The organism is Gordonia otitidis (genome assembly GCF_020735545.1).
Lineage (GTDB): Bacteria > Actinomycetota > Actinomycetes > Mycobacteriales > Mycobacteriaceae > Gordonia > Gordonia otitidis.
The window spans coordinates 1,267,407-1,290,859 of the sequence record NZ_CP085974.1 but is presented as its reverse complement, the minus strand read 5'-3'; the positions used below and the strand labels follow the sequence as shown (position 1 = coordinate 1,290,859).

Annotated in this window: 25 protein-coding genes; 18 read left to right on the top strand and 7 right to left on the bottom strand. The window is 65.1% G+C overall.

Going from position 1 to position 23,453, the window contains the following annotated elements:
* Window positions 1-2: 2 nt before the first annotated feature.
* Window positions 3-1,157, bottom strand: a complete 1,155-nt coding sequence (locus LK459_RS05835; protein WP_373279025.1) for a UDP-N-acetylmuramate dehydrogenase — start codon at window positions 1,155-1,157, stop codon at window positions 3-5.
* Between LK459_RS05835 and LK459_RS05830 the strand changes: the two genes are divergently transcribed.
* From LK459_RS05830 to LK459_RS05805, 6 genes are all read left to right on the top strand, one after another.
* On the top strand, window positions 1,156-1,650 hold the full coding sequence (locus tag LK459_RS05830) for a DUF2505 domain-containing protein (RefSeq protein WP_007239157.1): 495 nt from the start codon (window positions 1,156-1,158) through the stop codon (window positions 1,648-1,650). The two genes, LK459_RS05835 and LK459_RS05830, sit on opposite strands and share 2 nt — an antisense overlap.
* 92 nt (window positions 1,651-1,742) lie before the next feature.
* Window positions 1,743-2,252 carry a DUF2505 domain-containing protein gene (locus tag LK459_RS05825; RefSeq protein WP_007239158.1) on the top strand — a complete coding sequence of 170 codons (510 nt, stop codon included), beginning with the start codon at window positions 1,743-1,745 and terminating at the stop codon, window positions 2,250-2,252.
* 93 nt (window positions 2,253-2,345) lie between these two features.
* Entirely contained in the window at window positions 2,346-3,047 is a 702-nt protein-coding gene (locus tag LK459_RS05820; RefSeq protein ID WP_007239159.1) for a hypothetical protein, read from the top strand.
* A gap of 76 nt (window positions 3,048-3,123) precedes the next feature.
* Window positions 3,124-3,918, top strand: coding sequence for a carbon-nitrogen hydrolase family protein (locus LK459_RS05815; RefSeq protein ID WP_007239160.1), 795 nt, complete (start codon window positions 3,124-3,126; stop codon window positions 3,916-3,918).
* A 59-nt stretch (window positions 3,919-3,977) separates the two neighbouring features.
* The gene (locus tag LK459_RS05810) at window positions 3,978-5,252 is read left to right on the top strand and encodes an LmeA family phospholipid-binding protein (RefSeq protein ID WP_007239161.1); all 1,275 of its coding nucleotides are present in this window, start codon (window positions 3,978-3,980) and stop codon (window positions 5,250-5,252) included.
* Between the two features lie 110 nt (window positions 5,253-5,362).
* On the top strand, window positions 5,363-6,187 hold the full coding sequence (locus LK459_RS05805) for a hypothetical protein (RefSeq protein ID WP_007239162.1): 825 nt from the start codon (window positions 5,363-5,365) through the stop codon (window positions 6,185-6,187).
* Window positions 6,188-6,269: 82 nt separating this feature from the next.
* Here LK459_RS05805 and purU read toward each other — a convergent pair whose 3' ends face one another.
* Window positions 6,270-7,148: a formyltetrahydrofolate deformylase gene (gene purU, locus LK459_RS05800; RefSeq protein WP_138985281.1), complete on the bottom strand. Its 879-nt coding sequence runs from the start codon at window positions 7,146-7,148 to the stop codon at window positions 6,270-6,272.
* 27 nt (window positions 7,149-7,175) lie between these two features.
* Here purU and deoC point away from each other — a divergent pair, with 27 nt between their 5' ends.
* Window positions 7,176-7,853, top strand: a complete 678-nt coding sequence (gene deoC, locus LK459_RS05795; protein ID WP_007239164.1) for a deoxyribose-phosphate aldolase — start codon at window positions 7,176-7,178, stop codon at window positions 7,851-7,853.
* A 34-nt stretch (window positions 7,854-7,887) separates the two neighbouring features.
* Here the strand turns inward: deoC and LK459_RS05790 are convergent, their stop codons facing one another.
* The 3 genes from LK459_RS05790 to LK459_RS05780 form a co-directional block, all read right to left on the bottom strand.
* Window positions 7,888-8,862 (bottom strand): NAD(P)/FAD-dependent oxidoreductase, encoded by a 975-nt coding sequence (locus tag LK459_RS05790; protein ID WP_039994100.1) that lies wholly within the window; start codon window positions 8,860-8,862, stop codon window positions 7,888-7,890.
* Window positions 8,859-9,734 (bottom strand): class I SAM-dependent methyltransferase, encoded by an 876-nt coding sequence (locus tag LK459_RS05785; protein ID WP_227922263.1) that lies wholly within the window; start codon window positions 9,732-9,734, stop codon window positions 8,859-8,861. Before LK459_RS05785 ends, LK459_RS05790 begins: the two co-directional genes overlap by 4 nt.
* A gap of 73 nt (window positions 9,735-9,807) precedes the next feature.
* Window positions 9,808-10,434 carry a TetR/AcrR family transcriptional regulator gene (locus LK459_RS05780; RefSeq protein ID WP_039994109.1) on the bottom strand — a complete coding sequence of 209 codons (627 nt, stop codon included), beginning with the start codon at window positions 10,432-10,434 and terminating at the stop codon, window positions 9,808-9,810.
* A 326-nt stretch (window positions 10,435-10,760) separates the two neighbouring features.
* Here LK459_RS05780 and LK459_RS05775 point away from each other — a divergent pair, with 326 nt between their 5' ends.
* The 11 genes from LK459_RS05775 (at window position 10,761) to LK459_RS05725 (ending at window position 21,435) form a co-directional block, all read left to right on the top strand.
* The gene (locus LK459_RS05775; protein WP_051997974.1) at window positions 10,761-11,474 is read left to right on the top strand and encodes an MlaE family ABC transporter permease; all 714 of its coding nucleotides are present in this window, start codon (window positions 10,761-10,763) and stop codon (window positions 11,472-11,474) included.
* Entirely contained in the window at window positions 11,471-12,322 is an 852-nt protein-coding gene (locus tag LK459_RS05770) for an ABC transporter permease (RefSeq protein ID WP_007239169.1), read from the top strand. Before LK459_RS05775 ends, LK459_RS05770 begins: the two co-directional genes overlap by 4 nt.
* A gap of 5 nt (window positions 12,323-12,327) precedes the next feature.
* The gene (locus LK459_RS05765; protein WP_007239170.1) at window positions 12,328-13,500 is read left to right on the top strand and encodes an MCE family protein; all 1,173 of its coding nucleotides are present in this window, start codon (window positions 12,328-12,330) and stop codon (window positions 13,498-13,500) included.
* Window positions 13,497-14,531 (top strand): MCE family protein, encoded by a 1,035-nt coding sequence (locus LK459_RS05760; protein WP_227922261.1) that lies wholly within the window; start codon window positions 13,497-13,499, stop codon window positions 14,529-14,531. The genes LK459_RS05765 and LK459_RS05760 overlap by 4 nt, the downstream gene beginning before the upstream one ends.
* Window positions 14,528-15,580: an MCE family protein gene (locus LK459_RS05755; RefSeq protein ID WP_007239172.1), complete on the top strand. Its 1,053-nt coding sequence runs from the start codon at window positions 14,528-14,530 to the stop codon at window positions 15,578-15,580. The genes LK459_RS05760 and LK459_RS05755 overlap by 4 nt, the downstream gene beginning before the upstream one ends.
* Window positions 15,577-16,818, top strand: a complete 1,242-nt coding sequence (locus LK459_RS05750) for an MCE family protein (protein ID WP_007239173.1) — start codon at window positions 15,577-15,579, stop codon at window positions 16,816-16,818. Before LK459_RS05755 ends, LK459_RS05750 begins: the two co-directional genes overlap by 4 nt.
* Entirely contained in the window at window positions 16,815-17,996 is a 1,182-nt protein-coding gene (locus LK459_RS05745) for an MCE family protein (protein WP_227922260.1), read from the top strand. The genes LK459_RS05750 and LK459_RS05745 overlap by 4 nt, the downstream gene beginning before the upstream one ends.
* 1 nt (window position 17,997) lies before the next feature.
* Window positions 17,998-19,359, top strand: a complete 1,362-nt coding sequence (locus LK459_RS05740; RefSeq protein WP_007239175.1) for an MCE family protein — start codon at window positions 17,998-18,000, stop codon at window positions 19,357-19,359.
* Complete coding sequence (locus LK459_RS05735; protein WP_007239176.1) at window positions 19,326-20,111, top strand: hypothetical protein; 786 nt, start codon at window positions 19,326-19,328, stop codon at window positions 20,109-20,111. Before LK459_RS05740 ends, LK459_RS05735 begins: the two co-directional genes overlap by 34 nt.
* The gene (locus LK459_RS05730) at window positions 20,108-20,842 is read left to right on the top strand and encodes a hypothetical protein (RefSeq protein WP_007239177.1); all 735 of its coding nucleotides are present in this window, start codon (window positions 20,108-20,110) and stop codon (window positions 20,840-20,842) included. The genes LK459_RS05735 and LK459_RS05730 overlap by 4 nt, the downstream gene beginning before the upstream one ends.
* Before the next feature lie 74 nt (window positions 20,843-20,916).
* Window positions 20,917-21,435, top strand: coding sequence for a MarR family winged helix-turn-helix transcriptional regulator (locus LK459_RS05725; RefSeq protein ID WP_227922258.1), 519 nt, complete (start codon window positions 20,917-20,919; stop codon window positions 21,433-21,435).
* A gap of 27 nt (window positions 21,436-21,462) precedes the next feature.
* Here LK459_RS05725 and LK459_RS05720 read toward each other — a convergent pair whose 3' ends face one another.
* Together LK459_RS05720 and LK459_RS05715 are read right to left on the bottom strand one after the other, a co-directional pair.
* Window positions 21,463-22,317, bottom strand: a complete 855-nt coding sequence (locus tag LK459_RS05720; protein ID WP_007239179.1) for an SDR family NAD(P)-dependent oxidoreductase — start codon at window positions 22,315-22,317, stop codon at window positions 21,463-21,465.
* A 6-nt stretch (window positions 22,318-22,323) separates the two neighbouring features.
* Window positions 22,324-23,418, bottom strand: a complete 1,095-nt coding sequence (locus LK459_RS05715; protein ID WP_007239180.1) for an LLM class flavin-dependent oxidoreductase — start codon at window positions 23,416-23,418, stop codon at window positions 22,324-22,326.
* Between the last annotated feature and the right edge of the window lie 35 nt (window positions 23,419-23,453).

Here is a 23,453-nt window from a genome sequence, read left to right as displayed (position 1 = left end):
CCTCAGAACGAACAGTTGACGAGTACGGGTTCAGGATGCAGTGTGACGCCGAACGCCTGGTGTACGCCGTCGCGTACGTCGCGCGCGAGGTCGAGGAGTTCGTCGGCGGTGGCCGATCCCCGATTGGTCAGTGCGAGAGTGTGTTTGGTCGACAGTCGGGCAGGTGACGAAGGGCCGGGGTACCCCTTCGCGAAACCCGCGCGCTCGATCAGCCACCCTGCGGACAGTTTCACGCCGTCGGCCACCGGGAATGACGGCATCGAGATGTCGGAACCCACACGTTCCCGGATGCGCGACATGATCGCGGGCGCGTCGACGGAATCAAGGATCGGATTGGTGAAGAACGAACCGGCGCTCCACGTGTCGTGGTCGTCGGCGTCGAGCACCATGCCCTTGCCGCGGCGGAGACCCAGCACCGTGTCGCGGACGAGTCTCGCGTCGACTCGTGAGTCCCGAGCGACGTCGAGTCGATCAGCGAGATCGCGATAGCGCAGTGGCTGACTGAGCCGATCCTCGTTCAGCCAGAACGAAACTGCGACGACGACGAAGTCGTTCCGGTATTTGAGGGTGCTGGTCCGATAACCCAGTCCGAGTTCACCCGGTGAGACCCAGCGCAGGGTTCGCGCTCGCCGGTCGAGTACTTGTACGCTGCGCAGGACGTCGGCGACCTCGACGCCGTAGGCTCCGACATTCTGCACCGGGGTGGCGCCCGCAGCGCCGGGTATGCCCGAAAGGTATTCCAGCCCACCAAATCCCGCATCGATGGTGGCGGCGACGAGCGAGTCCCAGACGACACCGGCGTCGGCGGTGACGTATGGACGTCCCGACTCGCGGCCCGTGCCGAAATCGATCCGCTCACTTTCGATGACGACCGCGGTGCCGTCGAACCCGTCGTCGGAGATCAGTAGATTCGATCCACCGCCGATGACGAGTACCGGTTCCGACTCGGCGTCGAGCGCGGTGATCTCTTCGACGACGCTGCGCGTGTCCCGGCAGTGCACGATGGCGTGCGCCGGACCTCCGACCCGCAGGGTGGTCAGATCGGCGAGTGGCGCGGACTGCAGGGCGGAGGGGTTGTCGATCACCGTGTAACGGTAACCGAGCCCGCGTCGCCGGGGCCGATGGTGCGTGGTGGCTCGGGTAGTCTGCTCTGTCATGGCGAGCACGCTGAACCACACCGTGACCTACCCGTTCTCCACCACGCGGTACTGGGAGATCATCACCAACGAGCAGTACTGGCGTGACTTGCTCCAGATCATCAACTCGAGCCACGGGGAGCTCGTGTCGTTCGCGCTCGACGGCGACACCGTGACCGTCGAGATGAAGCAGGGAATCCCCGAGGACAAGCTGCCGTCGATGATCACCAAGGTCCGACCGGGCGACCTCGAGATCCCGCGACGCAACGAGTTCACTCGGAATGGCGACACCATCAGCGGGACCATGACGGCGTCGGTCACGGGGGCACCCGCGACGGTCGAGGCAACGGTGTCGGTCACGGGTGATCCGGCGGCGATGCAGTACTCCGGCAGCGCGAACGTCTCGATCCCCTTCGTCGGCGGCAAGATCGAGAAGGCCGTCATCGACGAGTTGACCAAGCTGCTCGACGCCGAGCACGACGAGACCGTCACCTGGGAAAAAGCAGGTCACTGAACGCGGCTCCGGCACTCGGTGAGTGCTGCGGTGCAGGTGGGCGGTCGTGCCGGCTTTTGGTGGCCGAACCGTGCTCGGTTAGCCTGAAACCCATGGCACGACGGCTCAGTTACTCAGCGCGCTACTCCCATCCCGTGGAGAAACTGTACGAAGCGCAGAGCACAAAGCAGTACTGGGACGACATGATGGCCGGGTTCCAGATGATCTCGCCGCACTGCGAGGTCGAGGATTTCCGATCCGACGAGACCGGCCTGCGCGTTGTCCTCAAGCAGACCATCGGACGCGATCAACTGCCCGCGCTGGCGCAGACGGTGCTGATGAAAGACATGGTCATCACCCGCGAGGAATCGTTCGGCCCGTTCGATCCCGACAACACCAAGGGCGACTACACCGCGTCGATCCCGGCCGGACCGGGCAGCCTCAACGGGTGGCAGGAGCTGTTTCCCACGGAGACCGGCTGCACCATCCGCAAGACCACAGAGGTCAAGGTGTTCATCCCGTTCGTGAACGGCAAGCTCGAGCAGCTCATGCTGGTCAATCTCGTCGATCTGTTCCGCGCCGAGGCGGAGTATGCGGCGGACTGGGTCAAGAAGAACCTCTAGCCTCCCGTGAGCCGGTCCGGCTCGGGTAAGCCAACAGGCCGAATCACTCGCGGTACGACGAACATCAATCGTCTGCGTCGTGTGGATCGGTGGATGGCCAACGACCCGACCGTGCGTGCTGCGTTGCGCAGCTCGGATGCGCCGCTCGTCGTCGACCTCGGTTACGGTGCCCGACCCGATACCACTGTCGAGATGGCGCAGCGGTTGCGCACCGTGGCACCCGACCTGGAGATGGTCGGCCTCGAGATCGACCCCGACCGCGTGGTGGAATCGCGCGACGGTGTCCGATTCGGCCTCGGCGGGTTCGAACTGGCGGGGCTGCGACCGCAACTCGTGCGAGCGTTCAACGTCCTGCGCCAGTACGACGAGGACGAGGTCTGGCCCGCCTGGCGTGAGCTGATGGAACGACTGGGCCCCGGCGGGGCGATCGTGGAGGGAACCTGCGACGAGCTCGGCCGTCGGTGCACCTGGGTCCTTCTCGACGCCGACGGACCGCGCAGCCTCACACTCAGCTGGGCGCCCGCGTACACGAGCCGACCTTCCGACCTCGCTGAACGGCTGCCAAAGGCACTCATTCATCGCAACGTCGACGGTGAACCCGTGCACGACCTACTCGTCGCCGCTGATCGCTGCTGGGATGTGGCGGCGCCGCACGCACCGTTCGGTCCACGGGTGCGATGGAGGGAGACGCTGCGGCTGATGGCAGAGTCGGGCATTCCCGTTGTGCGACCGCGCAAGCAGACCACCGACAACGTGCTGACGGTTCCGTGGTCCCTCGTTCGACCCACCACATAGAAGGTGGGCCCGGCACGCGCACGAGATCCCCTGCGCGAGGTGGTTTCGGGGTCGAGGACGCCACTAGGCTTGCCGCATGCGCATCGCAATGGCACAGATCAATTCAAGCGATGATCCGAGTGCGAATCTCGTCGTCGTCGCCGAAGCCGCAACACAGGCCGCGGCCGATGGCGCCGACCTCGTCGTCTTCCCCGAGGCGACGATGTGCCGGTTCGGGGTTCCACTCGGCCCAGTCGCCGAACCGCTCGACGGTCCCTGGGCGACCCGCGTCGCGCAGATCGCGGTCGACGAGAAGATCGCCATCATCGCGGGCATGTTCACCCCCGCCGATGACGACCGGGTGTTCAACACGCTGCTGATCGCGCATCCCGACGGCCGGATCGACTCCTACGACAAGATCCACCTCTACGACGCCTTCGGGTTCCTCGAGTCGCGGACTGTCGCCGCGGGAGACAAGCCGGTGACCGTCGAGATCGGGGGCACCACGGTCGGCGTGGCAACCTGTTACGACATCCGTTTTCCCGACTTGTTCACCACCCTCGCCGAGAACGGTGCACGGGTCATCGCCGTGCCCGCGTCGTGGGGTGCGGGCCCCGGCAAGGTCGCGCAGTGGGAGGTACTCGCGACCGCGCGAGCACTCGATTGTTCGTCGTTCGTGGTGGCCGTCGGACAAGCGGAACCCGACGATCCGGATCTGCGCGAGGGCAGTGCTCCAACCGGGGTGGGCCACAGCCAAATCACAGATCCCTTGGGTACGGTGGTCGCCGCGTACGGGTCCGGAAAATGTGTCCGGGCTCACGACATCGACCTAGCGGCGGTGGAGACGGCACGGACGCGCATCGCCGTCCTCGCCAACCGGAAATCCATCTGACCGGTCTCGGCACACGAACCGAAGAGGTAGAGACCGACGACCACGGACTGAAGGTGCTCATGACCGACAACGAGAACGAACCGCACTCGCGGCCAGGCGACATCGACGGCCCTGCCAGTCCTCGAGAATCGGCAGCACCGTCGAATGCGGAGACCCGCTCGGAGCCGACGGCGGGGCGCAGCGATGGCCATGCGGGTGCGCAGGATTCCGGTAGCGAATGGGTCCCGGTCGCAGACCGGGGTCCGGCGCCGGAGCCGACCGGACCGACATCATCACCCGCGGGCGGACCATCACCCGCGGGCGGACCATCACCCGCGGGCGGACCATCACCCGCGGGCGGACCGTCGCCCGCGCCCGGCGATCTGCCTTCGACCGATCACTCGCCCACGCAGCGTTTCGCCGCGGCGCCGACAGAGCCGGGACCGCGGGCGTACTCGGCGACCTCAGGTGGCACCCGGTCATTCGAACCCGGTGCGGCGACAACGGTCATCGACCCCCCGAACGAACCGGTCCTCACCTCGCCCGTGCGGCGACGTCGTACCGGCAAGATCATCGGAATCACCGCCGCTGCACTCGTTCTGGTGCTCGTCATCGGAGCGGTGGCTTCGGAGTTGATCCTGCGCAAGCGTGTGACCGACTGTCTCGACCAGCAGTTCAGCAGTCTCACCGGTGTGCCGACGAGCGTCTCGCTCAGCAAGAAGCCGATGCTCCTGCAAGCCACCGGAAGTGAGATCCCGTGGGTTCAGGTCGACACGCAGAACGATTCGGGCGGTACCCGACTACACATACGTGCCGACAGGATCGACGCCGACGGCGACACGACGAAGGTCGGCTCGCTCGACGGCACCGGCTACGTGCCCTTCTCCCACGTCGTTGATCTGGGCAAGCAGGAGATGAGTGGTGGCGGGTCCGGGACAGGGACAGGTGCTGGGCCCGACCAGAGCGGCGCGGGCGGCGCGATCGCGGGCGCGAGCATCGAATCCATCACCGGCAACGAGGCCGACGGCACCGTCGACGTCAGTACGTCCTTCAATCTGGGCATCATCCCGATTCCCGTGAGCGCGACCATCAAACCAACGGTCGACGCCGGACACATCAAGTTCGAAGTGGTGAAGGCGAGTGCGTTCATCTTCGGTATCCCCTCCGACTACGCGCAGCAGATCGTCGACGGAGTGTCCAAGTCGATGTTCGGTCCATTCTTCGACCAGGTGAACGTCAAGAATCTGAAGGTGACCAACGACGGCGTCGACTTCGCGGTCGACGGTGAGAATCTCTCACTGACCAACTCCGCCACGGGTGCGGACGGAAACGCGGGGACCTGCAACGTGCTCTGACGGGTGGTGACAGCGTCGTCGCCGACCCGACACGTCCGACATCGGTACTCTCGAAGAGGAATGTCCGATTTTCCCGGGGCCGATCACGTCCCCGCATGCTGGAGGAGAACATGAGCGCGCTGCTCCTGATCATCATCGTCGTCGTCCTCGTGGTGGGGGTGGTGGTGATTTCGCAGCAGCGGTCGGGCGCGAGCAAGGCCCGCAGCCTCGACGACGCGAAGGCCGACGCCCGTCAGGTCATCGAACGCCTCGGCGGTCAGGTGTACATGCTGGTCGGTGACTCGCCCGCGTCCAAGCAGGCGTTGGCGGACGCCGGTGAGCGTTACACGGCCGCCGGGTCGCAGATCGAGCAGGCCAACTCGCCCGCGCAGGCGCGGCTCGCCAAGCAGACCGCGATCGAAGGGCTGTACTACATCCGAGCTGCGCGGACCGCGATGAACATGGACCCGGGGCCGGCCATTCCGGAACTCGACGGCCAGCGCAGCGCGGGCGCGGTGACAGAGGACCGCACGGTCGATTTCGACGGACGTCAGGTCGAGGCGTCGCCGAGTCCGTCGTCACGCACCCCGAACTACTACCCGGGCGGTCGTGTCGCGGGGCGTCCGGTTCCTGCGGGCTGGTATTCGGAGCCGTGGTGGAAGCCCGCGCTCGTCGCAGGTGCCTGGGGCGTCGGTTCGATGCTGCTCTTCTCGACGCTGTTCTCCGGCATGCACGGCGTTCCCTACGACGCAGCCGCGTTCGAGAGTGGGGCGGGCGACGGCTCGGACATGTCAGGTATCGACGGCGGTGACGGTGGCGGCGACTTCGGCGGAGATTCCGGCGATGGTGGCGGCGGCGACTGGGGCGGCGGCGATTCGGGTGGCGACTTCGGCGGAGGTGGCGACTGGGGCGGTGGCGACTTCGGTGGTGGCGACTTCGGGGGCTTCGACTTCTGACCGTCGACCGTGCGCTCTCTGCGGCCGACTGTGCGCCCCGTGCACCCGACCGTGCGCTCTCTGCAGCCGACTGTGCGCGAGGTCAGTTGAACACGACGGTCTTTCGGCCGTGCACCAGCACGCGGTCCTCCAGATGCCACCGCAGTCCGCGTGAGAGGACCAACGTCTCGATATCCCGACCCTGACGGACCATGTCGCTCACGGTGTCGCCGTGGTCGATGCGGGTGACATCCTGCTCGATGATCGGCCCGGCGTCGAGGTCTGCCGTCACGTAGTGGCATGTCGCGCCGATCAGCTTCACGCCACGCGCGAATGCCTGGTGGTACGGGCGTGCTCCGACGAAGCTCGGCAAGAAGCTGTGATGGATGTTGATGGCTCTGCCCGCCCAGCGGTCACACAACTGAGGCGGGACGATCTGCATGAATCGTGCCAGCACCACGGCGTCGGGATCGAGGTCGTCGACGATCGACGCCACGGTCTCGAACGACTTCTGCTTGTCACCGGCCGGAAAGGGCACGTAGTGGAAGGGCACTCCGAACCGTGTCGTGAGTCCCTCGAGGTCGCGATGATTCCCGACGACAGCCGCGATGCGGGCGGGCAGCTCGCCGCGGTCCGCGCGACCGAGCAGATCGGTGAGACAGTGCCCCTCTCTGCTGACGAGTAGCACCGCTGACTTCTGGGCGCCACTGTCGGTGAGCTTCCACACCGTGTCCGGTCCGAAATCGGCGATGGCCGCGGCGAACCGTTCGCGCAGCTCGTCGATGCCGCTTGCGATGGAGTCGGCGCGCACCGCCTGGCGAGTGAAGAACCAGCCCGTGTCGGGGTCCGAATGGTAGGCGGCCTCGGTGATCCAGCCGCCGACATCGGCGAGGAAAGTCGAGATGCGTGCCACAATGCCTGTGCGGTCCGGACAGCCGAGGGTCAGGACGTAACGGCGGCCGGAGGTGTCTGCGAGAGTCACAACCGACAGTGTGCCAAGCTCGCCTATGTGACCAACACCGACCTCAGACGTGCCGACGTCGCCGCAATCGTCGACCACACGCTGCTGAAGCCCGAAGCCACCCGTGCCGATGCCGAGGCCACCGTCGCCGAAGCCGCCGACCTCGGCGTTTACGCGGTATGTCTGTCTCCCTCGATGCTGCCGATCCGGACGGGTGAGCGGAAGTCGTGTGTGGTCGCGGGCTTCCCGTCAGGCAAACACCATTCGCTGGTCAAAGCCGCAGAGGCGCGACTGGCCGTCGACTCCGGCGCCGACGAGGTCGACATGGTCATCGACGTCGGTGCCGCGCTCGCCGGTGACTTCGACGAGGTGTTCACCGACGTGCTCACGGTGCACGAGGCGATCGGCGACTCCGCGGTGCTGAAGGTCATTGTGGAGTCAGCGGTACTTCTCGATGTCGCAGGCCCTGAGACGCTTGCCGAGGTGTGCCGCCGCGCTGTCGCCGCCGGAGCCGCCTTCGTCAAGACCTCGACGGGCTTCCATCCGGCGGGTGGTGCGTCGATCGAGGCCGTGCGGATCATGCGCGACACTGTCGGGCCGACGGTCGGCGTGAAGGCCAGCGGTGGCATCCGGTCGGCCGACTTCGCGGCCGAACTCATCGAGGCGGGCGCGACGAGGCTAGGACTCTCCGGGAGTAGGGCCGTGCTGGAGGGCTTTCCCGAGTAGGACGGTGGCCTCGTGGTCGTCGTCGTCCGCCTCCTCAGGTGGCGCTGATGGTCGTCTCACGGGCCACCGCTGCCCGTGCGTCGGTGGCCGCGAGGTCGGCGTTGATCATGCCGCCCGCCTGTGTGCCCGCCGCAGCGGACGCGCCGACCATGGCAGCGAGATCTGCGGAATTGCCGGCCGCCCACACCCCGTCGATCGGACTGCGACCTCCGGGACCGGTTGGTATGAACCGGCCCATCGGGGTCTCCGTCAGCCGGCCGCCGAGCGACTCGTACAGTTCGCCGCGGGCCACGAATCGCGGTGCGACCACAAGTGTGTCGAGCTCGAGTTCGCGCCCGTCGTCGAATACCGCGGCACGCAGACGTCCCGACGTGTTGGTCGCCAGTTGCCTCATGCGACCAGCGACGAGATCCACGCCGAGTGCGTTGAGTTGTGCGCGCTCGTCGTCGGAGAGTGGTGGCATGCCCTGATCGATCAGCGCCACGCGTGGGCTGAGTTGGCGAAACAGCAGCGTCTGATGCATCGCCGAGGGACCCGTGCCCAGGATGCCGATGCGCGTGCCGCGCACTTCGTAGCCGTGGCAGTACGGACAGTGCAAGACATCTCGTCCCCACAGCGGCGCGAGGCCATCGACGTCCGGTAGTTCGTCGACGAGGCCGCTGGCCAGCAGCAGGCGGCGGGCACGCACTGTCGATCCGTCGGCCAGAATCGCGTCGAACGCGACGTCGGTGCCGGACACGACACGGGTGACGGAGTTCACCTCGCCTGATACGATCTGTGCGCCATAGGATTCCGCCTCTCGACGGCCAGCTCGGAGCAGTTCGAGCGGCGCGATGCCCTCCCGGCCGAGGACATTGTGCGCACCTTGCGCAGAGGCGTTGCGTTGGTGTCCCGAATCGATCACGCTCACCGAGCGCAGTGACCGCGCCAGTGCGATGGCTGCGGCAAGTCCGGCTGGGCCGCCACCGATCACAAGGGTGTCGATGCACGGTGTGGAAGCGAAACTCATGGCAAGATCTCCGATCTGTCGTCGGTGTACTCGGTGATGTCCCGCGGCTCGGTGGTGTTCCGCGGCTTGGCGATCCACATGGTGCGACCGCCGCGTACGGCGAGGTCGGTGCGGCGGCGGATGGAGCCGGGCGACTCGGCGGAGACCAGTGCGTCGAGCGTCGCACGGTCGTCCTCGGAGAGTTCGTCGGCAAGTCCCAGCCGTACACGTGAGAACCATGCGTCCGCATACCGGAACACGTTGTCGGACAACATATCCACCTCGACGGTCAGGTCGACACGGTCGACGACGTCGAGTCCGGCCTTCTCGATGGCGCCGGTCCAGTCGGGGAATGAATTCCACTGCTGAGTGTCCATTGCGGCCACGATGTGCACTTCGAGTGGGTCGTCGCCCGGGAGAAACCTTGGCGGGCCGGTCATTTCGATGACCGCCAACACGCCGCCCGTCCGGAGGTAGGCGGCTGCTTCACGCAAGAAGACCTCCGGAGCCGCGACGTGATGCAGCGAGGACGACGCCCAGATGATGTCGGCGGTCGGAACCCCTGCGGGCCAACCGTTGTTGACGTCGGCCGTGACAGTCCGGACGTTGTCTGGCGCTTGCGACCCCGCGCGGATGGCCATCTCGGGCGAGGCGTCGACGCCGAACACCTCAGAATCCGGAAAGGCTCGAGCCAGAGCGCGAAGCCCCACGCCGGTTCCGGCGCCGACGTCCACGATCACGGTTGGCTCGCGGTCGAGGGCGTGTCTGATGTGAGCGATGGCGGTGTCGAGGTAAGCACCCATCACCGCGGCGTCGAGTTCCAGCATGTCGCCAACAGCCGAGTCGTCCGGATCGTGCTCGTGCGGGTGGGAATGGTACGCGGAGTGCTGCATGAACGGCAGGGTAGCGGCTTTGTGCACCTTACGCATCTACTCTTGCGTCTGACGCAATACCGAAGTACCCATCCTAGGCAGGTGGGTGCGCTGTGCCGTTACTCATTGCCGTGATCGAGGGGGCGAGCCAGGTACGCAGGAACGCTCGGATCTCTGATCCGCCCGGGAATTCGCCCTGTTGCCGACTGGCGAATCCCTCGAAGATCAGTAGAAGCCACGCCGCCAACTCGTCGAGACGATCGTCGTCGATGCCATTGGCTACCCAGTCGACGTCGAGATGCCGGAGGACGTCCACGGTGAACTCACGAGACGCGGAGCCCGTGACCGCGACCACGGGATTGGTTGGGGCCGAACGTGTCAGACCGTCAGCGACAACAGGATTTGCACGCACCGTCTCGATCGCGGATGCGAGGAGTTCGACGATCGCGTCGACGGGGTCGGTGATTCCCGCCAACTGGGATGTGAGCATCTCGCCGATCTCGGTGCCGATGTCGATGGCGACGGCATTCGTCAGCGCCTCGACGCCCGGGAAGTAGCGGTAGACGGTTTGACGAGTGATCTGCAGTTCGCGCGTCACTTCACTGACGGATGCCGCGCGACCCGTTTCCTCGACGATGCGGCGCGCCGCCGCGACAATGCGCTGCGCCGCCTCATCGTCGTCGGCGGGCAGTGCACCGCCCCAGCCGCTTCTTCGTGCCACGTCACCACCTTGACAGACGCCATCGATCACCGGAGTGGGTTGGGTCCCTGCACAACCGGTCGTCTCGACCCATTGCGTTCCGGGTGAGAACACGTTCTAATAATCCTGCTCGATCTGAACACACAGTGTGATGCTAACTGTATGCTCTGGACCAATCGAGGGTGGAGTTGCTGATGGCGATCAAAGAAGCCGTCTCAGGCGCTGCGGGCGCTCGGGGCGTACGCGACGGCGGCGGCCGTACTGCCGCGTCGACAGCTCGATCCGGATGGAATTCTTTGCAACGCAGGGTATCCGGTGGTGTCGACGGTGTGGGTGGCTTCTTCGCGATGACTCTGGACACCTTCCGCTACACGTTCGCGCGGCCGGTCCAATACCGGGAGTTCGTCGATCAGGTGTGGTTCATCGCGCGGGTGTCGACCTTCCCGACCGTGCTCGTCGCCATCCCGTTCACCGTGCTGGTCACGTTCATCCTGAACATACTGCTGCGCGAGTTGGGTGCTGCTGACCTGAGCGGCGCGAGTGCTGCGTTCGGCACGATCACGCAGATCGGCCCCATGGTCACCGTGCTGATCGTCGCGGGTGCAGGCGCAACCGCACTGTGTGCCGACCTCGGATCGAGAACGATCCACGACGAGATCTCCGCACTCGAGGTGATGGGAGTGGATCCGGTCAAAAGGCTTGTCGTGCCGCGGGTATGGGCGTCGGCGTTCGTGGGTGTCCTCCTCAACGGGTTGGTGTGCACGATCGGTATCCTCGGGGGCTTCGCCTTCTCCGTCCTGTTCCAGGACGTCAATCCCGGAGCCTTCGTCGGAAATCTGACGCTGTTGACCGGGCTGTCTCAACTGCTGATCGCAGTCGTCAAGGCCGGTCTGTTCGGCCTGTTGGCCGGGTTGGTCGGTTGCTATCGGGGCCTCACCGCCAGAGGCGGTGCGAAAGGCGTGGGCGAAGCGGTCAACGAGACAGTCGTGTATGCGTTCATCGGTCTGTTCGTGGTGAACATCCTCGTCACCGCGGTCGGCGTGAAGGTGGCGGGCTCATGATGGTGGCCGGAGCCGATCTGACGATTCGTACTCGACGACGAGCCGCCGCGGCATCGCACTCGGTCGACCGGGTCGGAGCGGAGGTCGAGTTCTTCGTCGAAGCGCTGCGCACGGTGCCCGTGGCGTTGCGTCACTATCGCAAGGACGTGCTCCGATTGATCGCCGAGATCGGCATGGGGACAGGCACGTTGGCGGTCATCGGGGGAACCGTGGTCATCGTCGCCTCGCTCACGTTGTTCACCGGCGGGACCATCGCGATACAGGGCTACAGTTCGCTCGGCGACATCGGTATCGAATCGCTGACCGGCTTCCTGGCGGCTTTCATCAACGTCCGGGTCGCCGCACCCGTGGTCGCGGGAATCGGATTGTCGGCCACGATCGGTGCAGGCTCTACCGCACAACTTGGCGCGATGCGAATCAGTGAGGAGATCGACGCCCTCGACTCGATGGGTATCCGCCCGCTCCCATATCTGGTCAGCACCAGGATCATCGCAGGCACGCTTGTCGTCGTGCCGTTGTACTCGGCGGCGATGATCGCCTCCTTCTACGCGTGCCGATTCGCCACCGTGACGGTGTACGGCCAATCCGGCGGTCTCTATGATCACTACTTCCGGACGTTCCTCCAGCCCGTCGACATTCTGTGGTCGTTCCTGCAAGCGCTCGCGATGGGGATGGCGGTGATGCTGGTGCACACGTACTACGGGTACACGGCCAGTGGCGGACCCGACGGCGTCGGCCGCGCGGTCGGCCGCGCGGTGCGCACCTCGCTGATCGTGGTCGTCAGTGTGACCCTGATGATCTCGCTCGCCGTCTACGGTGCGAGTGGCAACTTCCATCTCGCCGGGTGACCTGGATGGGACGTTTCCGGTTGAAGTTCTATGCGCTGGGCCTCGTGGTCGTGCTCGCGCTGGGGGTGATGATCACCGCCATCTCCTTCTCCGGTGGCTTCACAAATTCGTCGACGGTGACCGTCGTCGCACCGCGTTCGGGCCTGCTGATGAATCCCGGTGCCAAGGTCACATTCCGGGGTCTGCAGGTCGGACGGGTGGCGGCGGTCGAGTCCCACGACGACGGTGTCGCCATCGTCCTCGCCGTCGACGCGAACGAACTCGACGAGATCCCGGACAACGCTCGCGTCGATATCTCGTCCTCCACGGTGTTCGGTGCGAAGTATGTCAATTTCATTGCTCCGCAACAGCAGTCGTATTCTGCACTCCGACCTGGAGCGACGATCAACACCGACGACGTGATGGTCGAGATCAACACGGTGTTCCAGAACCTCACAGGTGTCCTGCGTCAGGTGGAGCCCGAGAAGCTGAACGAGATACTCGGTGCACTGTCGGGGGCACTCGGTAACGGTGGCGGTGCGAGCCTCGGCACGACCATCGACGAGGTGACCGCACTCCTCACCCGACTGAACTCCCCGCGCACCCGACTCGGTCCGACGCTCGACGCCGCGGCGGACGCGATCATGGCGTACGCGCCGAGCGCGCCCGAACTGGAGTCGCTCGTCAGCCACGTTCGATCGACGGCGTCGACGGTCACCGACAAGAACCCGGAGATCGACCTGATGCTCGCCGGTGTCATGGGGTTCACGCGCACGGGGACCGACTTCCTGAAGAACAACGGGGACAGAACAATCGAAGCGCTACGAGTACTGAATCCGACCACCGACCTGCTCCGCGTCTATGCGCCGGCGTTCACCTGCACGATCATCGGAATGGATCACGTTCTGCAGACGGGGCTGCCGGCATTGGGGTCCAAGGACTACCCGGGGATCCACCTCGACATCGGGTTCCTGCCCGGGGTCCGACTCTACGGCTATCCCGACAATCTTCCCGTGGTCGGCGCATCGGGTGGTCCACGCTGCTTCGGGCTCCCCGACGTCCCGATGGGCACCAACGCGCCCTATCTGGTCACCAACACTGGTGTGAATCCCTACCGGGGCGAGCCGAAATCGCAGACGGTGCAACCGGAGAACCTGTTGACAAGTCTGCTCGGCCAGACCAACGGAGGTCGGCGATGAGCTACGCCGCCGGCCGCGCACCCTACTTGAAGGTCGGTTGTTACACGGTGGTCATGCTGATGATTCTCGGTGGGCTGATCGTCGTGTTCGGTGACTTCCGTTCCGGCACAACCGAGTCGTACTCGGCCGTGTTCGCCGATGCGTCGGGGCTGAAGAAGGGGCAGAAGGTGCGCGTCGCGGGGGTTGAGGTCGGAAAGGTCTCCGACGTCGAGTTGCAGTCGGACGCCTCGGTCCGTGTCGACTTCACTGTCGCGTCCACACGGCCTCTCGACACCGCGACTCGCGCGCAGGTCCGCTACGAGAACCTGACCGGCGACCGCTACCTCGACATCGGCAAGGGGGCTGACACGCAACAGGTATCGACGCTCGCACCCGGCGGTGTGATCCCGGAGGCGAGCACGTCACCGGCGCTCGACATCGATTCTCTCGTCGGTGGTTTCAAGCCGTTGTTCCGCTCGGTGACCGGCGACGAACTCAACAAACTCACCGCCGCACTCATCGGGACACTGCAGGGGCAGGGCGGTGAAGTGCGCACACTGCTCGACACGGTCGGATCGTCGACGTCGATGCTGGCCGAGCAGGACTCCGTTATCGGGGAGTTGGTCGACAACCTCAACACCGTGTTGACAGTGGCGGACAAGCGCCGCGACGAACTCTCGCAGTCGATCGGCGACCTCCAGGCGATAGTGAGTCAGTTCGCGAATCAGGCCGATCCGATGGACCAGATCATCGATCATCTGGAGGGGGCGACGCTGGCCGGCGGCGGATTGCTGGGGAACATCCGACCCGATATCCGCGAGTCGGTGATCCACCTCGACACCACCACCGCGAATCTCGTTGACGGGCAGGAGATGCTCGACAGCACGCTTTCGAAGCTGCCGGAAGCGTATCGGCGTCTCGGACGCATGGGCGGCAGTGGCGCGGCCTTCCAGATGTACGCGTGCCAGGCAATTCTGCGACTCACCGGTACGGACGGCAAGGACATCGACATCCCACTTCTCGACCAGACCACGGGGCGGTGCGCCAAATGAGGCGGCTCGACATCCCGACGTTCCGCGAGATGTCGCGCCGGCGGGTTGCGGCGATCGGACTCCTGCTCGTCGCGATACTCGTGGTCGGGTCGTTGACGTACGACAAGATCCCGGGGTTGTTCTCCGACAACCGGTATCGCGCCTACTTCGTGGAGGTCGGCAACCTGCGGCCCGGCGACGCAGTCACGATATCGGGTGTCGAGGTCGGCAAGGTGTCGAGCATCGCGCTCGACGGGAATCGGGTCCTCGTCACGTTCGGAGTGGACGGTCCGGTCCCGCTGCGCGACGCGACACGAGCCGCGATCGTCACCACGTCGGTCCTCGGTAAGAGGGGATTGAAGGTGACCTCCGCAGGTGTCGGCGAGCTGTCGCACGACACGCCGATCCCGCTCGGCCGGACGACCCCGCCGTATTCGTTGACCGATGCACTCGACGACGCGGGCTCGACACTGTCGGAAACCAGTGGTGCCCAGCTCGACACGGCGATCAGGGCGGCGACTTCGACCCTCGACGCGGCATCCCCCTCGCTGGCCGATGCGATGGCAGGGGCGTCGGGGCTGTCGCAGACGATTGGTTCCCGCGACCAACAGTTGCGTGAGCTGTTGCGCCGCACCCATTCACTGTCCGGGGTACTCGCGGATCGGAGTGCGCAGCTCACCACGCTGGTCCGGGACGCGACCGCGCTACTCGGTGAAGTACAGTCCCGCAGGGACGAACTGCAGCGGCTCATCATCGGGACGCGCTATCTCGCCGACCAGCTATCCGGAACGATCGCCGAGAATCAGCAGCAGGTCGGTCCGGCTCTGACTCAACTACGCACCGTACTCGGGGTGTTGGAGAAGAATCGCGACAACATCAGCAAATCGATTCCGGGACTGCGCAGTTTCGCCATGGCACTCGGTGAGAGTGTCGGAACGGGGCCCTTCTTCACCGCACTCGTCGGAAACCTGGCTCCTGTTGCCTACCTGCAGCCACTCGTCGACGCGATCGTCGCCAACTCGCCACCGGGTGCCGGTCCCACAGCTCCCGCAGGCGGTGGTCCCCGATGAAGAAGGGCATGTTCGTGATCGCCGTGATCGTGGTGGTGGCAGCCCTGGTCTGGGCAGGCGTCGCCCACGGCGCGCGTGAAGACGGACCGAACATCGTGACCGCCCGCTTCACGTCGGCCACGGGGATCTATCCCGGCGATCAGGTGACTGTACTCGGTGTCCCGGTGGGGAAAGTGGAATCCCTGCATCCAGCAGCTGGTTTCGTCGAAGTGCGGATGTCGGTCGACGATTCGGTCAGGATTCCCCGGGATGCGCGGGCTGCCCTCGTCTCGCAGAGCCTCGTGGCCGGTCGCACGATCCAGTTGACACCCGCGTACACCAGTGGTCCCACGCTGGGTTCCGGGACCATCCCGTTGCAGCGGACGGTGGTTCCCATGGAATGGGACGACATCAAGAACTCCCTGCGCGACATCACCACCGAGGTCTCGAGTAAGGGGCCCACAGATCCGGGCTCGGCGAAGAAACTCGTCGACGCAGCAGCAGACGACCTCGCCCCGCACGCCGACGACGTCAACAACACGATCACCAAACTCTCGCAAGCCATGACGGTCGTCGCCGATGGGCGCGACGACCTGTTCGCCGTCGTCCGCAACCTTCAGGTCTTCGTCAGCGCGATGTCGGGCAGCAACGACCAGGTGGCCGTACTCCATCAGCGACTCGCGACCATCTCCCAGGTGCTCGGCAGCAGCCGGACCGACGTCGCCGGGGCGCTCCGATCTCTCGATCGCACCATGGACGACGTCACGACGTTCATCTCGCAGAACCGGGATGCGGTGTCGTCGAATCTGCGTCAAGCGGCGGACCTGGCCAGCGTGATCCAGTCGCAGAAGGCGGCAGTGGAGGGAATACTCCACCAGGCGCCCACCCAACTCGCCAATTTCTACAACATCTACAAGCCGTCCGTCGGAGGCATGACAGGTGTGTTCACCGCAGCCAATTTCGAGAATCCGGTGCAGGCCGTTTGCGGAGGGTTCGCATCCATCGGAACCCAGAACAGTCAACGAGGTGCGGATCTGTGCACTCAGTATCTCGGCGCCTACCTCACGACCCTCAAGACGTCGTATCCCAACTTCCTGACCTCGCCGACCTCAGCTGGGTTCGCCGACTCAGGACAGCAGATCGCCAGTGAGCCAGGGGTTTTGACGTCCGTGCCCGGTCTCACGGGCCCACCGCCGCAGAACCGCACCGTGCCGCGGTCGCTGTCGGCACTGTTGTTGCCGGGAGGTGGGAGTCGATGAGAACGATCGCCCGGTGTGGGCCCATCGGCCCAGCGATCCGGTGGCGCGCACTAATCGCCACCGCGTCGGCGGCGTTGGTGGTGTGTGTGGCGTCCGGCTGTGGATGGCACGGCGTCGAATCCGTCCGGTTGCCGGGCGGTCAGGGGACGGGTGCCGGGGCGTATTCCATCACAGTGGACATGCCGGATGTCACCAACATCACCGCCAACTCTCCCGTGTTGGTCGACAATGTCGAAGTCGGTCGGATCACGTCCATCTCGCTGGTGGATTGGCATGCACGGCTGCACCTTTCGCTCAATGGTGAGGTGAGTCTGCCCGCGAATGCGGTGGCCTCGATCGGCCAGACGAGTCTGTTGGGATCCCAGCACATCGAACTCGCACCACCGCCGGGTACCGCTCCGATCGGCCATCTGGAGCCGAACGCGGTGATCCCCATCGAGCGGGCAGGGGCGTATCCGACCACCGAGCAGACGCTTTCGGCGCTGTCGGTGGTCGTCAACGGCGGTGGGCTCGCCCAACTGGGTGACATCGTCGACGGTGCGAACGATGCGCTGGCCGGTCGCACCGACACGGTGAAAGATCTCGTCGCACAACTGACCAAGACCTCCAAGACGATCGAGGCGCGGCGAGGTCAGATCAGCACTGCACTCAACGGGCTCGACCATCTCGCATCCGTGTTCGCCGACGACGCGCCGACACTCGACGACGCGATCTCGCGGATCTCTCCCGCGTTGACAGAACTGGTCTCCCGTCGTCAGCGTCTCAGCGACGCACTCACCGCGCTCGACCGGTTCTCCGACAGTGCAGAACATGTCATCACTGCGAGCGCTTCCAACGTCAGGAGCGTCGTGTCCGACGTGGCTCCGTTTCTGAAATCTCTGGCGGACTCGGGTGGTTCGATCACGAAGTCGCTCGACATGGCATTCACCCTGCCGTTCCCGGTGTCCCGCCTCGACCGGATCGTGCGAGGCGACTACGCGAATCTCTTCGCGCTCCTCGACTTCACGGTCCCGCGCATGCGATCCGATCTCCTGCGCGGTACTCCGCTCGGAATCACCGTGTCGGGCCCGTCCGGTGCGCTCGGAGGCAACGCCGGTAACGGGGGAGAGGCGTCAGATCCCATCACGGGGCCGTTGAAGACGCCCGCGCCCTCTGCTGCTTCCTCGGGAGGTCGGTGACATGAGGCCGTTGGTCAGGTTCCAACTCGCCGTTCTCTTGGTGGTTGCGGTGGTCGCGGTATCGATCATGACGTTCTCCTACATCCAGGTGCAGTCCGTCGTCGGAGTGGGGAAGATGACCGTGACCGCACTCCTACCCAACGGTGGCGGACTCTACGAGCGGTCCAACGTGACCTACCGCGGCGTCACCATCGGACTGGTCAAGAGCATCGGCCTCGACGGTGATCGCGTTTCGGCGCGCATGGAGATCGATGACGACGTCGAGATTCCCCGCGACGGTCTGAAGGTCAACGTGCACAGCATGTCCGCGATCGGCGAGCAGTTTCTCGACCTGGTGCCCACCCGCGATTCCGGGCCGCTTGTCTCTGATGGCACTGTGCTTCCCGAGTCGAATGCCACCATCCCCGCCCAGATCGGGCCGGTACTCGACCAGGCCAATGCGCTCCTGGCGTCCATACCCCAGGACCGGTTGCGCACAGCACTCGATGGTGCGTTTCGCGCGTTCGTGGGAACCAGGGATGACCTCGTGAAGCTGGTGTCCTCCGCACGCCGGATCGTTGACGCGGCCAACCAGAACTCCGACGAGACCGTCGATCTCGTCACGAGGCTGGGTCCGTTCCTGCGGCCTCAGGGACAGTCGCGGGAGGCGATCCAACAGTGGACGAAGGGATTGTCCGACTTCGTCGTCGAACTCGAGAAGTCCGACGGACATGTGCGTTCGATCATCGACAGATCACCGGCGGCACTCTCGCAGGCGCAGAAGCTGTTCGACGATCTCGCACCCACGATGCCGATCCTGCTGCGAGATCTCGTGAGCCTGGGCCAGGTGGCGGTCACCTACAACGCGGGCATCGAACAGATGCTCGTGCTGACTCCTCCGTTGGTCGCAGCGGTGCGGACGATGGTCAACCGGGGTCTTTCCGACCAGGCGGTCACCGCTCAGTTCCACACCATGGCGGTCCCGCTCTGCACCACCGGCTACCTCCCAGCCGATCAGCGACGAGACCCGGGCGACACCTCGTACGCTCCGCTGCCCGCCAGCATGTATTGCGCAGTACCGCAGAACTCGCCCGTCGTGGTCCGCGGTGCGCGGAATCTGCCGTGCATGGAGGTTCCCGGGAAACGAGCGCCGACCCCGGAGGCGTGCCGCGATCCGCGGCCGTACCAACCGAAGGGCGAGATGCCGTCGAGTATCGACGGCTCCGGTCGACCCGACAGGCAGGGTCTGGCGGGTGCGATCCCGCAGCCCGCCTATGAACCGTCGAGCGGCAACTACGTCGCTCCCGACGCGAATGTCTACCAGTACAAGACGATCAAAGGAGGCTCCGGATGGCAAAGCCTGCTGAACACCCCACAAGGGTGACGGGTGCCGATGAGGCACGCGTGACGGACCGACGAGATTCTGAGGACGCGACCGTCGTTGCACGCGATCGCGGCGCCGTGGGTGTCATCGACCCACCCGAGCCGACCGATCCAGATGATCTGGTGGGTTCAACCGATCCCGGCGATGCACCCGATCCCGTCGATTCACCCGAAACCGCCGACTCGTCCGAGGGCGGAGATCGTTCCGCAGTGGTCTACGGGACCGAGGCCACCACCGACGAGCACCGCGGCCTGGCGCGGCGGTCTGTGCTCGCCGTGCGCGCACGCTGGATTCCCATCGTCGCCGTGCTGCTCGTCGCGGGGAGCCTGGCTTTCGCGTCGTACGAGTTCTGGCAGCACCGCGAACTCGACAGCGCCGATGCGCTGCGCGGTCAGTACATCGACACCGCACGCACGGGGGTCGTCGCGCTGACGACCATCAGCTCGGCGTCGGCCGAGGCCGACGTGAAGCGCCTCGCGAATCTGTCGAGCGGCTCGTTCAAGACGGACTTCACGAGCCGCTCGGGGTCGTACACGCAGATCGTGAAGGAAGCGCAGGTCGCGTCCAAGGGCACCATCATCGCGGTGGGTGTCGAGAAGATCAGCGACACGTCGGCGACGATGCTCGTCGCAGCACACGCCGAGGTGACCAACGAGGGAACCAAGACGCCGGAACCGCGTGACTACCGCTTCCGCGTCGTCGTGTCCAACGGCGATCCCATGACCATCACGAAGGTGGATTTCGTCCCATGAGCTCAGTGAATCTCGGTCGATTCGGCCGTATCACCATCACTCGCGACAACACCGACACCAATCGCGACACCGACGGCGACGCTGCCACGGAGGAGGCGCCCACCGAAGACGCGACCCCCTCAGCCGAGCGCGACGACATCAGCACCGACGTAAAGCGTGCAGTCGAGAGCACTGCAGAACAGGGTTCAGCCGAATCGGGTGACGAACCAGCGGACGAGTCCGGCGGCGTGGCCGGATCGAGGCCTCGGCCATTGGCAAGGGTGATGCTGCTGGCCGTGACAGGAGTCGTCGTGATCGCGGCTCTGACGATCGGCACCGTGCTCGCCGTCGCGAACCAGCGCCGGACCGATGTCAACGCTGCAGCGGGCGAGGTGACGTCCACAGTCGATCGCCAGGTCACGGCGATGCTGTCCTATGACCATGCCACTGTGCAGAAACAACTCGATGCCGCAGGTAGCGGGCTCACACCGCAGTTTCGACCGGAATTCTCGAGACTGGTCGCCGATGCGGTCATCCCAGGCGCGCGCGAGAAGCAGATCAACACCAAGGTGATCGTCGCGGGAAGTTCGATCGTCTCGCTCGAGCGTGATCGCGCGGAACTGTTGATGATGCTCAACCAGTTGACCACGTCTGCCGCGGCACCCGACCCGTCGACCACAGGCAGTCGTGTCCTCGTGACAGCCGTGCGCAGTGGTGACACGTGGCTCGTCGACAGTCTCAAGCCCATCTGAGCGAGGCCTGTCGCCTCAGCGACGTCCCAGGCGTGCGCCTGCTCGCGTACGCGTGGGTATAGTTGTAACTCGTGGTGGCGCAGAGTGTTTCGAACGACGATGATTCCGAACGTCCGGCGGCGGATGCCGAGCTGACCCCCGATGTCACCGAAGAGGTCCTCGTTTCGCTGCTGCGCGTCATCAACAAGATCCAGCTCGGCCGCCGCACCACACATTCCTACGGTGAGAACGGCATTCCGATGACGCTCGTCGAGGCTGAGATGTGCGCGCTGATCAACCGCAACCAGGGAATCACCGGAGGTGAACTGTCGACGCTCCTCGGTGTCACCAGATCAGCGACGTCACAAGTCATCTCGAAGCTCAAGGCTCGTGGGTTCGTCGTCGACATGACTCACCCGGGTGACGCGAAGCGGCGGCGTCTGTATCTCACAGATCAGGGCAAGATGGCTGCAGACGTCGCAGACCATTATTCAGAGTTGTTGGTCAGCAGGCTTTTCGAGGGTGTGAGTGGCGCGGAGATCACGGCATACCTGAAAGTGATGCGGAACCTCGAAGCCTTCCACGACGAGATCAGCCAGCACAAACGACTGTGAGAAGGCCGACCTCGTCATGGAAGGCGGTCATCGGTCCCGGTCGGCTGCCAGAGCCTCTGAGAGCTCTGTCATCTCACTGTCGAGCATCGTGACGAACGGATCGCCCTCGTGGGGCAACACCCAGAAGCGCTTGTGTGCGAGCGCGTCGAGTACATCGGCTGCGACGGCTGCGGGCGCGACACCTGCCTCGTTGAGCACCCGATGGCCACCTTCGACGAGTTCTTCGGGCAGGGCCGCGGATTCGGGAGCAGACGTCGCGGAGGTGCGGATCAGGTTGGTGCGCACCATCCCGGGGTTCAACAGAGCGACATGGATGAAGGGTGCCGCGACGGCAACCTCGGCGCGCAGTGCTTTGGCCAGTGCGACTGCGCCCGCCTTGCTGGCGCCGTAGGCGCCGCTGTACCCCGACGCCACGATGCCGGCCATCGATGCCGTGATGACGATGTCGGCGGGCGTCCCCTGGTCGACGAGCGGCGGCACGAGTGCGCGGATGGAATTCTGCAGGCCGCCGAGGTTCACCGACATCACGAAGTCGAACGTCTCGTCGGTGGTGTCCCAGAGGGTGGATCCGGTACTCGTCACACCCGCGTTCATGCACACGGTGTCGATCCGTCCCAGTGCGCGCGCTGAATCCGCGAGTTCTGCAAGGGATGACCGATTGCGCACGTCGACGGCGTGTGTCTGCACCCGAAGGCCCAGATCACGGAGCTGGGTGGCCGCTGCAGCCAACGCCTGCTCGTCACGATCGGCTATGAGGACGTGTTGACCGCGTGCCCCCAGCGCCGCGGCGAGAGCGAATCCGATACCGCTTGCGCCGCCGGTGACGACTGCGACCCCCGCTCCGGTCGCGTCACGGTCGTAGCCGGGATTCTCGTCTGCCACGTCCACCTACCGATAACTCGGGATGAGCTCGTTGCCGATCAGTTCGATCGACTCCATGATGCGGTCGTGCGGGGTATCGCCCATCTGCATGTGGATGATCACCTGATCGACATCGCTCTTCGCGAATGCATCGAACACCGTCGCGCAGTCGTCGGGATTGCCCGCCATGACGAAACCACCCTCGGTCATCATGGTCTCGAGTGCGTGCCGGTCGGTCTTGATGAGGTCATTGACCATTTTGGTGACGCCGGAGTTGAGATGTTCGAAGCTCGGGCTCGGCTTCCCGTCGGGCCATCCGTTGAGCATGTGTTCCGACCCGTGCAGTGTGTGATCGACGACCTTCTGTACGGCCAGTTGTCGAATGGCGTCGCGGTCATGGCTGCACAGTCCGTTGATGAAGCCGGCGGTCTGCTTGTTCACCACACCAGCGATGGGTTGGGCATTGTCGATGTTCGCGTAGTACGCCTCCGTCGACGCCTTGAGCAGTTCGTAGTCCACCGACTGGGCGAAGAACAGCATTCCCAAACCCTTCGCGGCCGCGCGTTCGGCGTTACCCGGACCTACACCCCCGACCCACAGCGGCGGGTGCGGGGTCTGTACCGGTCGGGGCACGACCGTCCGGCTGGGGATGTTGACGTATTCGCCGTCGAAGCTGACCGGATCGTAGGCGAGGCAGTGGACGACGGCCTCGAGGCCCTCGTCCCACTGCGCGCGTGACTGCTCGGGATCGAGGCCGAAACCGTACAGCTCGGCAGGCGTCGTCGAGCGTCCCGAGCCGAGGTCGACCCGGCCGTCGCTGAGGCAGTCGAGCATCGCGACCTTCTCGGCGACCCTGACCGGGTGGTTGTAGGCGGGCGGAGTCAGTGCGAGACCGAAACCGAAACGAATGTGTTGCGTCTGATAGGCGGCGGCGCCGAAAATCACCTCGGGTGCCGACATGTGCGAGAAGCCCTGCAGGAAATGATGTTCCGAAAGCCAGACGTAGTCGAATCCATGCCGATCGGCGTGCACGATCTGGTCGACGGTCTGCCGGACGATGCGCGCCTCGGCGTGCGGATCGTCCGGCGACACCGCCATCTCGTAGAACAGTCCGAACTTCATGGGTGTACTCCTCTTCGTGTGTGAGATCACTGATG

What these genes read in the sequence shown, in the direction of transcription:
- LK459_RS05830 (WP_007239157.1), top strand. Translation starts at nt 1,156, where the DNA reads ATGGCGAGCACGCTGAACCACACCGTGACCTACCCGTTCTCCACCACG.
- LK459_RS05835 (WP_373279025.1), bottom strand. Translation starts at nt 1,157, where the DNA reads ATGACAGAGCAGACTACCCGAGCCACCACGCACCATCGGCCCCGGCGA.
- LK459_RS05825 (WP_007239158.1), top strand. Translation starts at nt 1,743, where the DNA reads ATGGCACGACGGCTCAGTTACTCAGCGCGCTACTCCCATCCCGTGGAG.
- LK459_RS05820 (WP_007239159.1), top strand. Translation starts at nt 2,346, where the DNA reads ATGGCCAACGACCCGACCGTGCGTGCTGCGTTGCGCAGCTCGGATGCG.
- LK459_RS05815 (WP_007239160.1), top strand. Translation starts at nt 3,124, where the DNA reads ATGCGCATCGCAATGGCACAGATCAATTCAAGCGATGATCCGAGTGCG.
- LK459_RS05810 (WP_007239161.1), top strand. Translation starts at nt 3,978, where the DNA reads ATGACCGACAACGAGAACGAACCGCACTCGCGGCCAGGCGACATCGAC.
- LK459_RS05805 (WP_007239162.1), top strand. Translation starts at nt 5,363, where the DNA reads ATGAGCGCGCTGCTCCTGATCATCATCGTCGTCGTCCTCGTGGTGGGG.
- LK459_RS05790 (WP_039994100.1), bottom strand. Translation starts at nt 8,862, where the DNA reads ATGAGTTTCGCTTCCACACCGTGCATCGACACCCTTGTGATCGGTGGC.
- LK459_RS05785 (WP_227922263.1), bottom strand. Translation starts at nt 9,734, where the DNA reads ATGCAGCACTCCGCGTACCATTCCCACCCGCACGAGCACGATCCGGAC.
- LK459_RS05775 (WP_051997974.1), top strand. Translation starts at nt 10,761, where the DNA reads ATGACTCTGGACACCTTCCGCTACACGTTCGCGCGGCCGGTCCAATAC.
- LK459_RS05770 (WP_007239169.1), top strand. Translation starts at nt 11,471, where the DNA reads ATGATGGTGGCCGGAGCCGATCTGACGATTCGTACTCGACGACGAGCC.
- LK459_RS05765 (WP_007239170.1), top strand. Translation starts at nt 12,328, where the DNA reads ATGGGACGTTTCCGGTTGAAGTTCTATGCGCTGGGCCTCGTGGTCGTG.
- LK459_RS05760 (WP_227922261.1), top strand. Translation starts at nt 13,497, where the DNA reads ATGAGCTACGCCGCCGGCCGCGCACCCTACTTGAAGGTCGGTTGTTAC.
- LK459_RS05755 (WP_007239172.1), top strand. Translation starts at nt 14,528, where the DNA reads ATGAGGCGGCTCGACATCCCGACGTTCCGCGAGATGTCGCGCCGGCGG.
- LK459_RS05750 (WP_007239173.1), top strand. Translation starts at nt 15,577, where the DNA reads ATGAAGAAGGGCATGTTCGTGATCGCCGTGATCGTGGTGGTGGCAGCC.
- LK459_RS05745 (WP_227922260.1), top strand. Translation starts at nt 16,815, where the DNA reads ATGAGAACGATCGCCCGGTGTGGGCCCATCGGCCCAGCGATCCGGTGG.
- LK459_RS05740 (WP_007239175.1), top strand. Translation starts at nt 17,998, where the DNA reads ATGAGGCCGTTGGTCAGGTTCCAACTCGCCGTTCTCTTGGTGGTTGCG.
- LK459_RS05735 (WP_007239176.1), top strand. Translation starts at nt 19,326, where the DNA reads ATGGCAAAGCCTGCTGAACACCCCACAAGGGTGACGGGTGCCGATGAG.
- LK459_RS05730 (WP_007239177.1), top strand. Translation starts at nt 20,108, where the DNA reads ATGAGCTCAGTGAATCTCGGTCGATTCGGCCGTATCACCATCACTCGC.
- LK459_RS05715 (WP_007239180.1), bottom strand. Translation starts at nt 23,418, where the DNA reads ATGAAGTTCGGACTGTTCTACGAGATGGCGGTGTCGCCGGACGATCCG.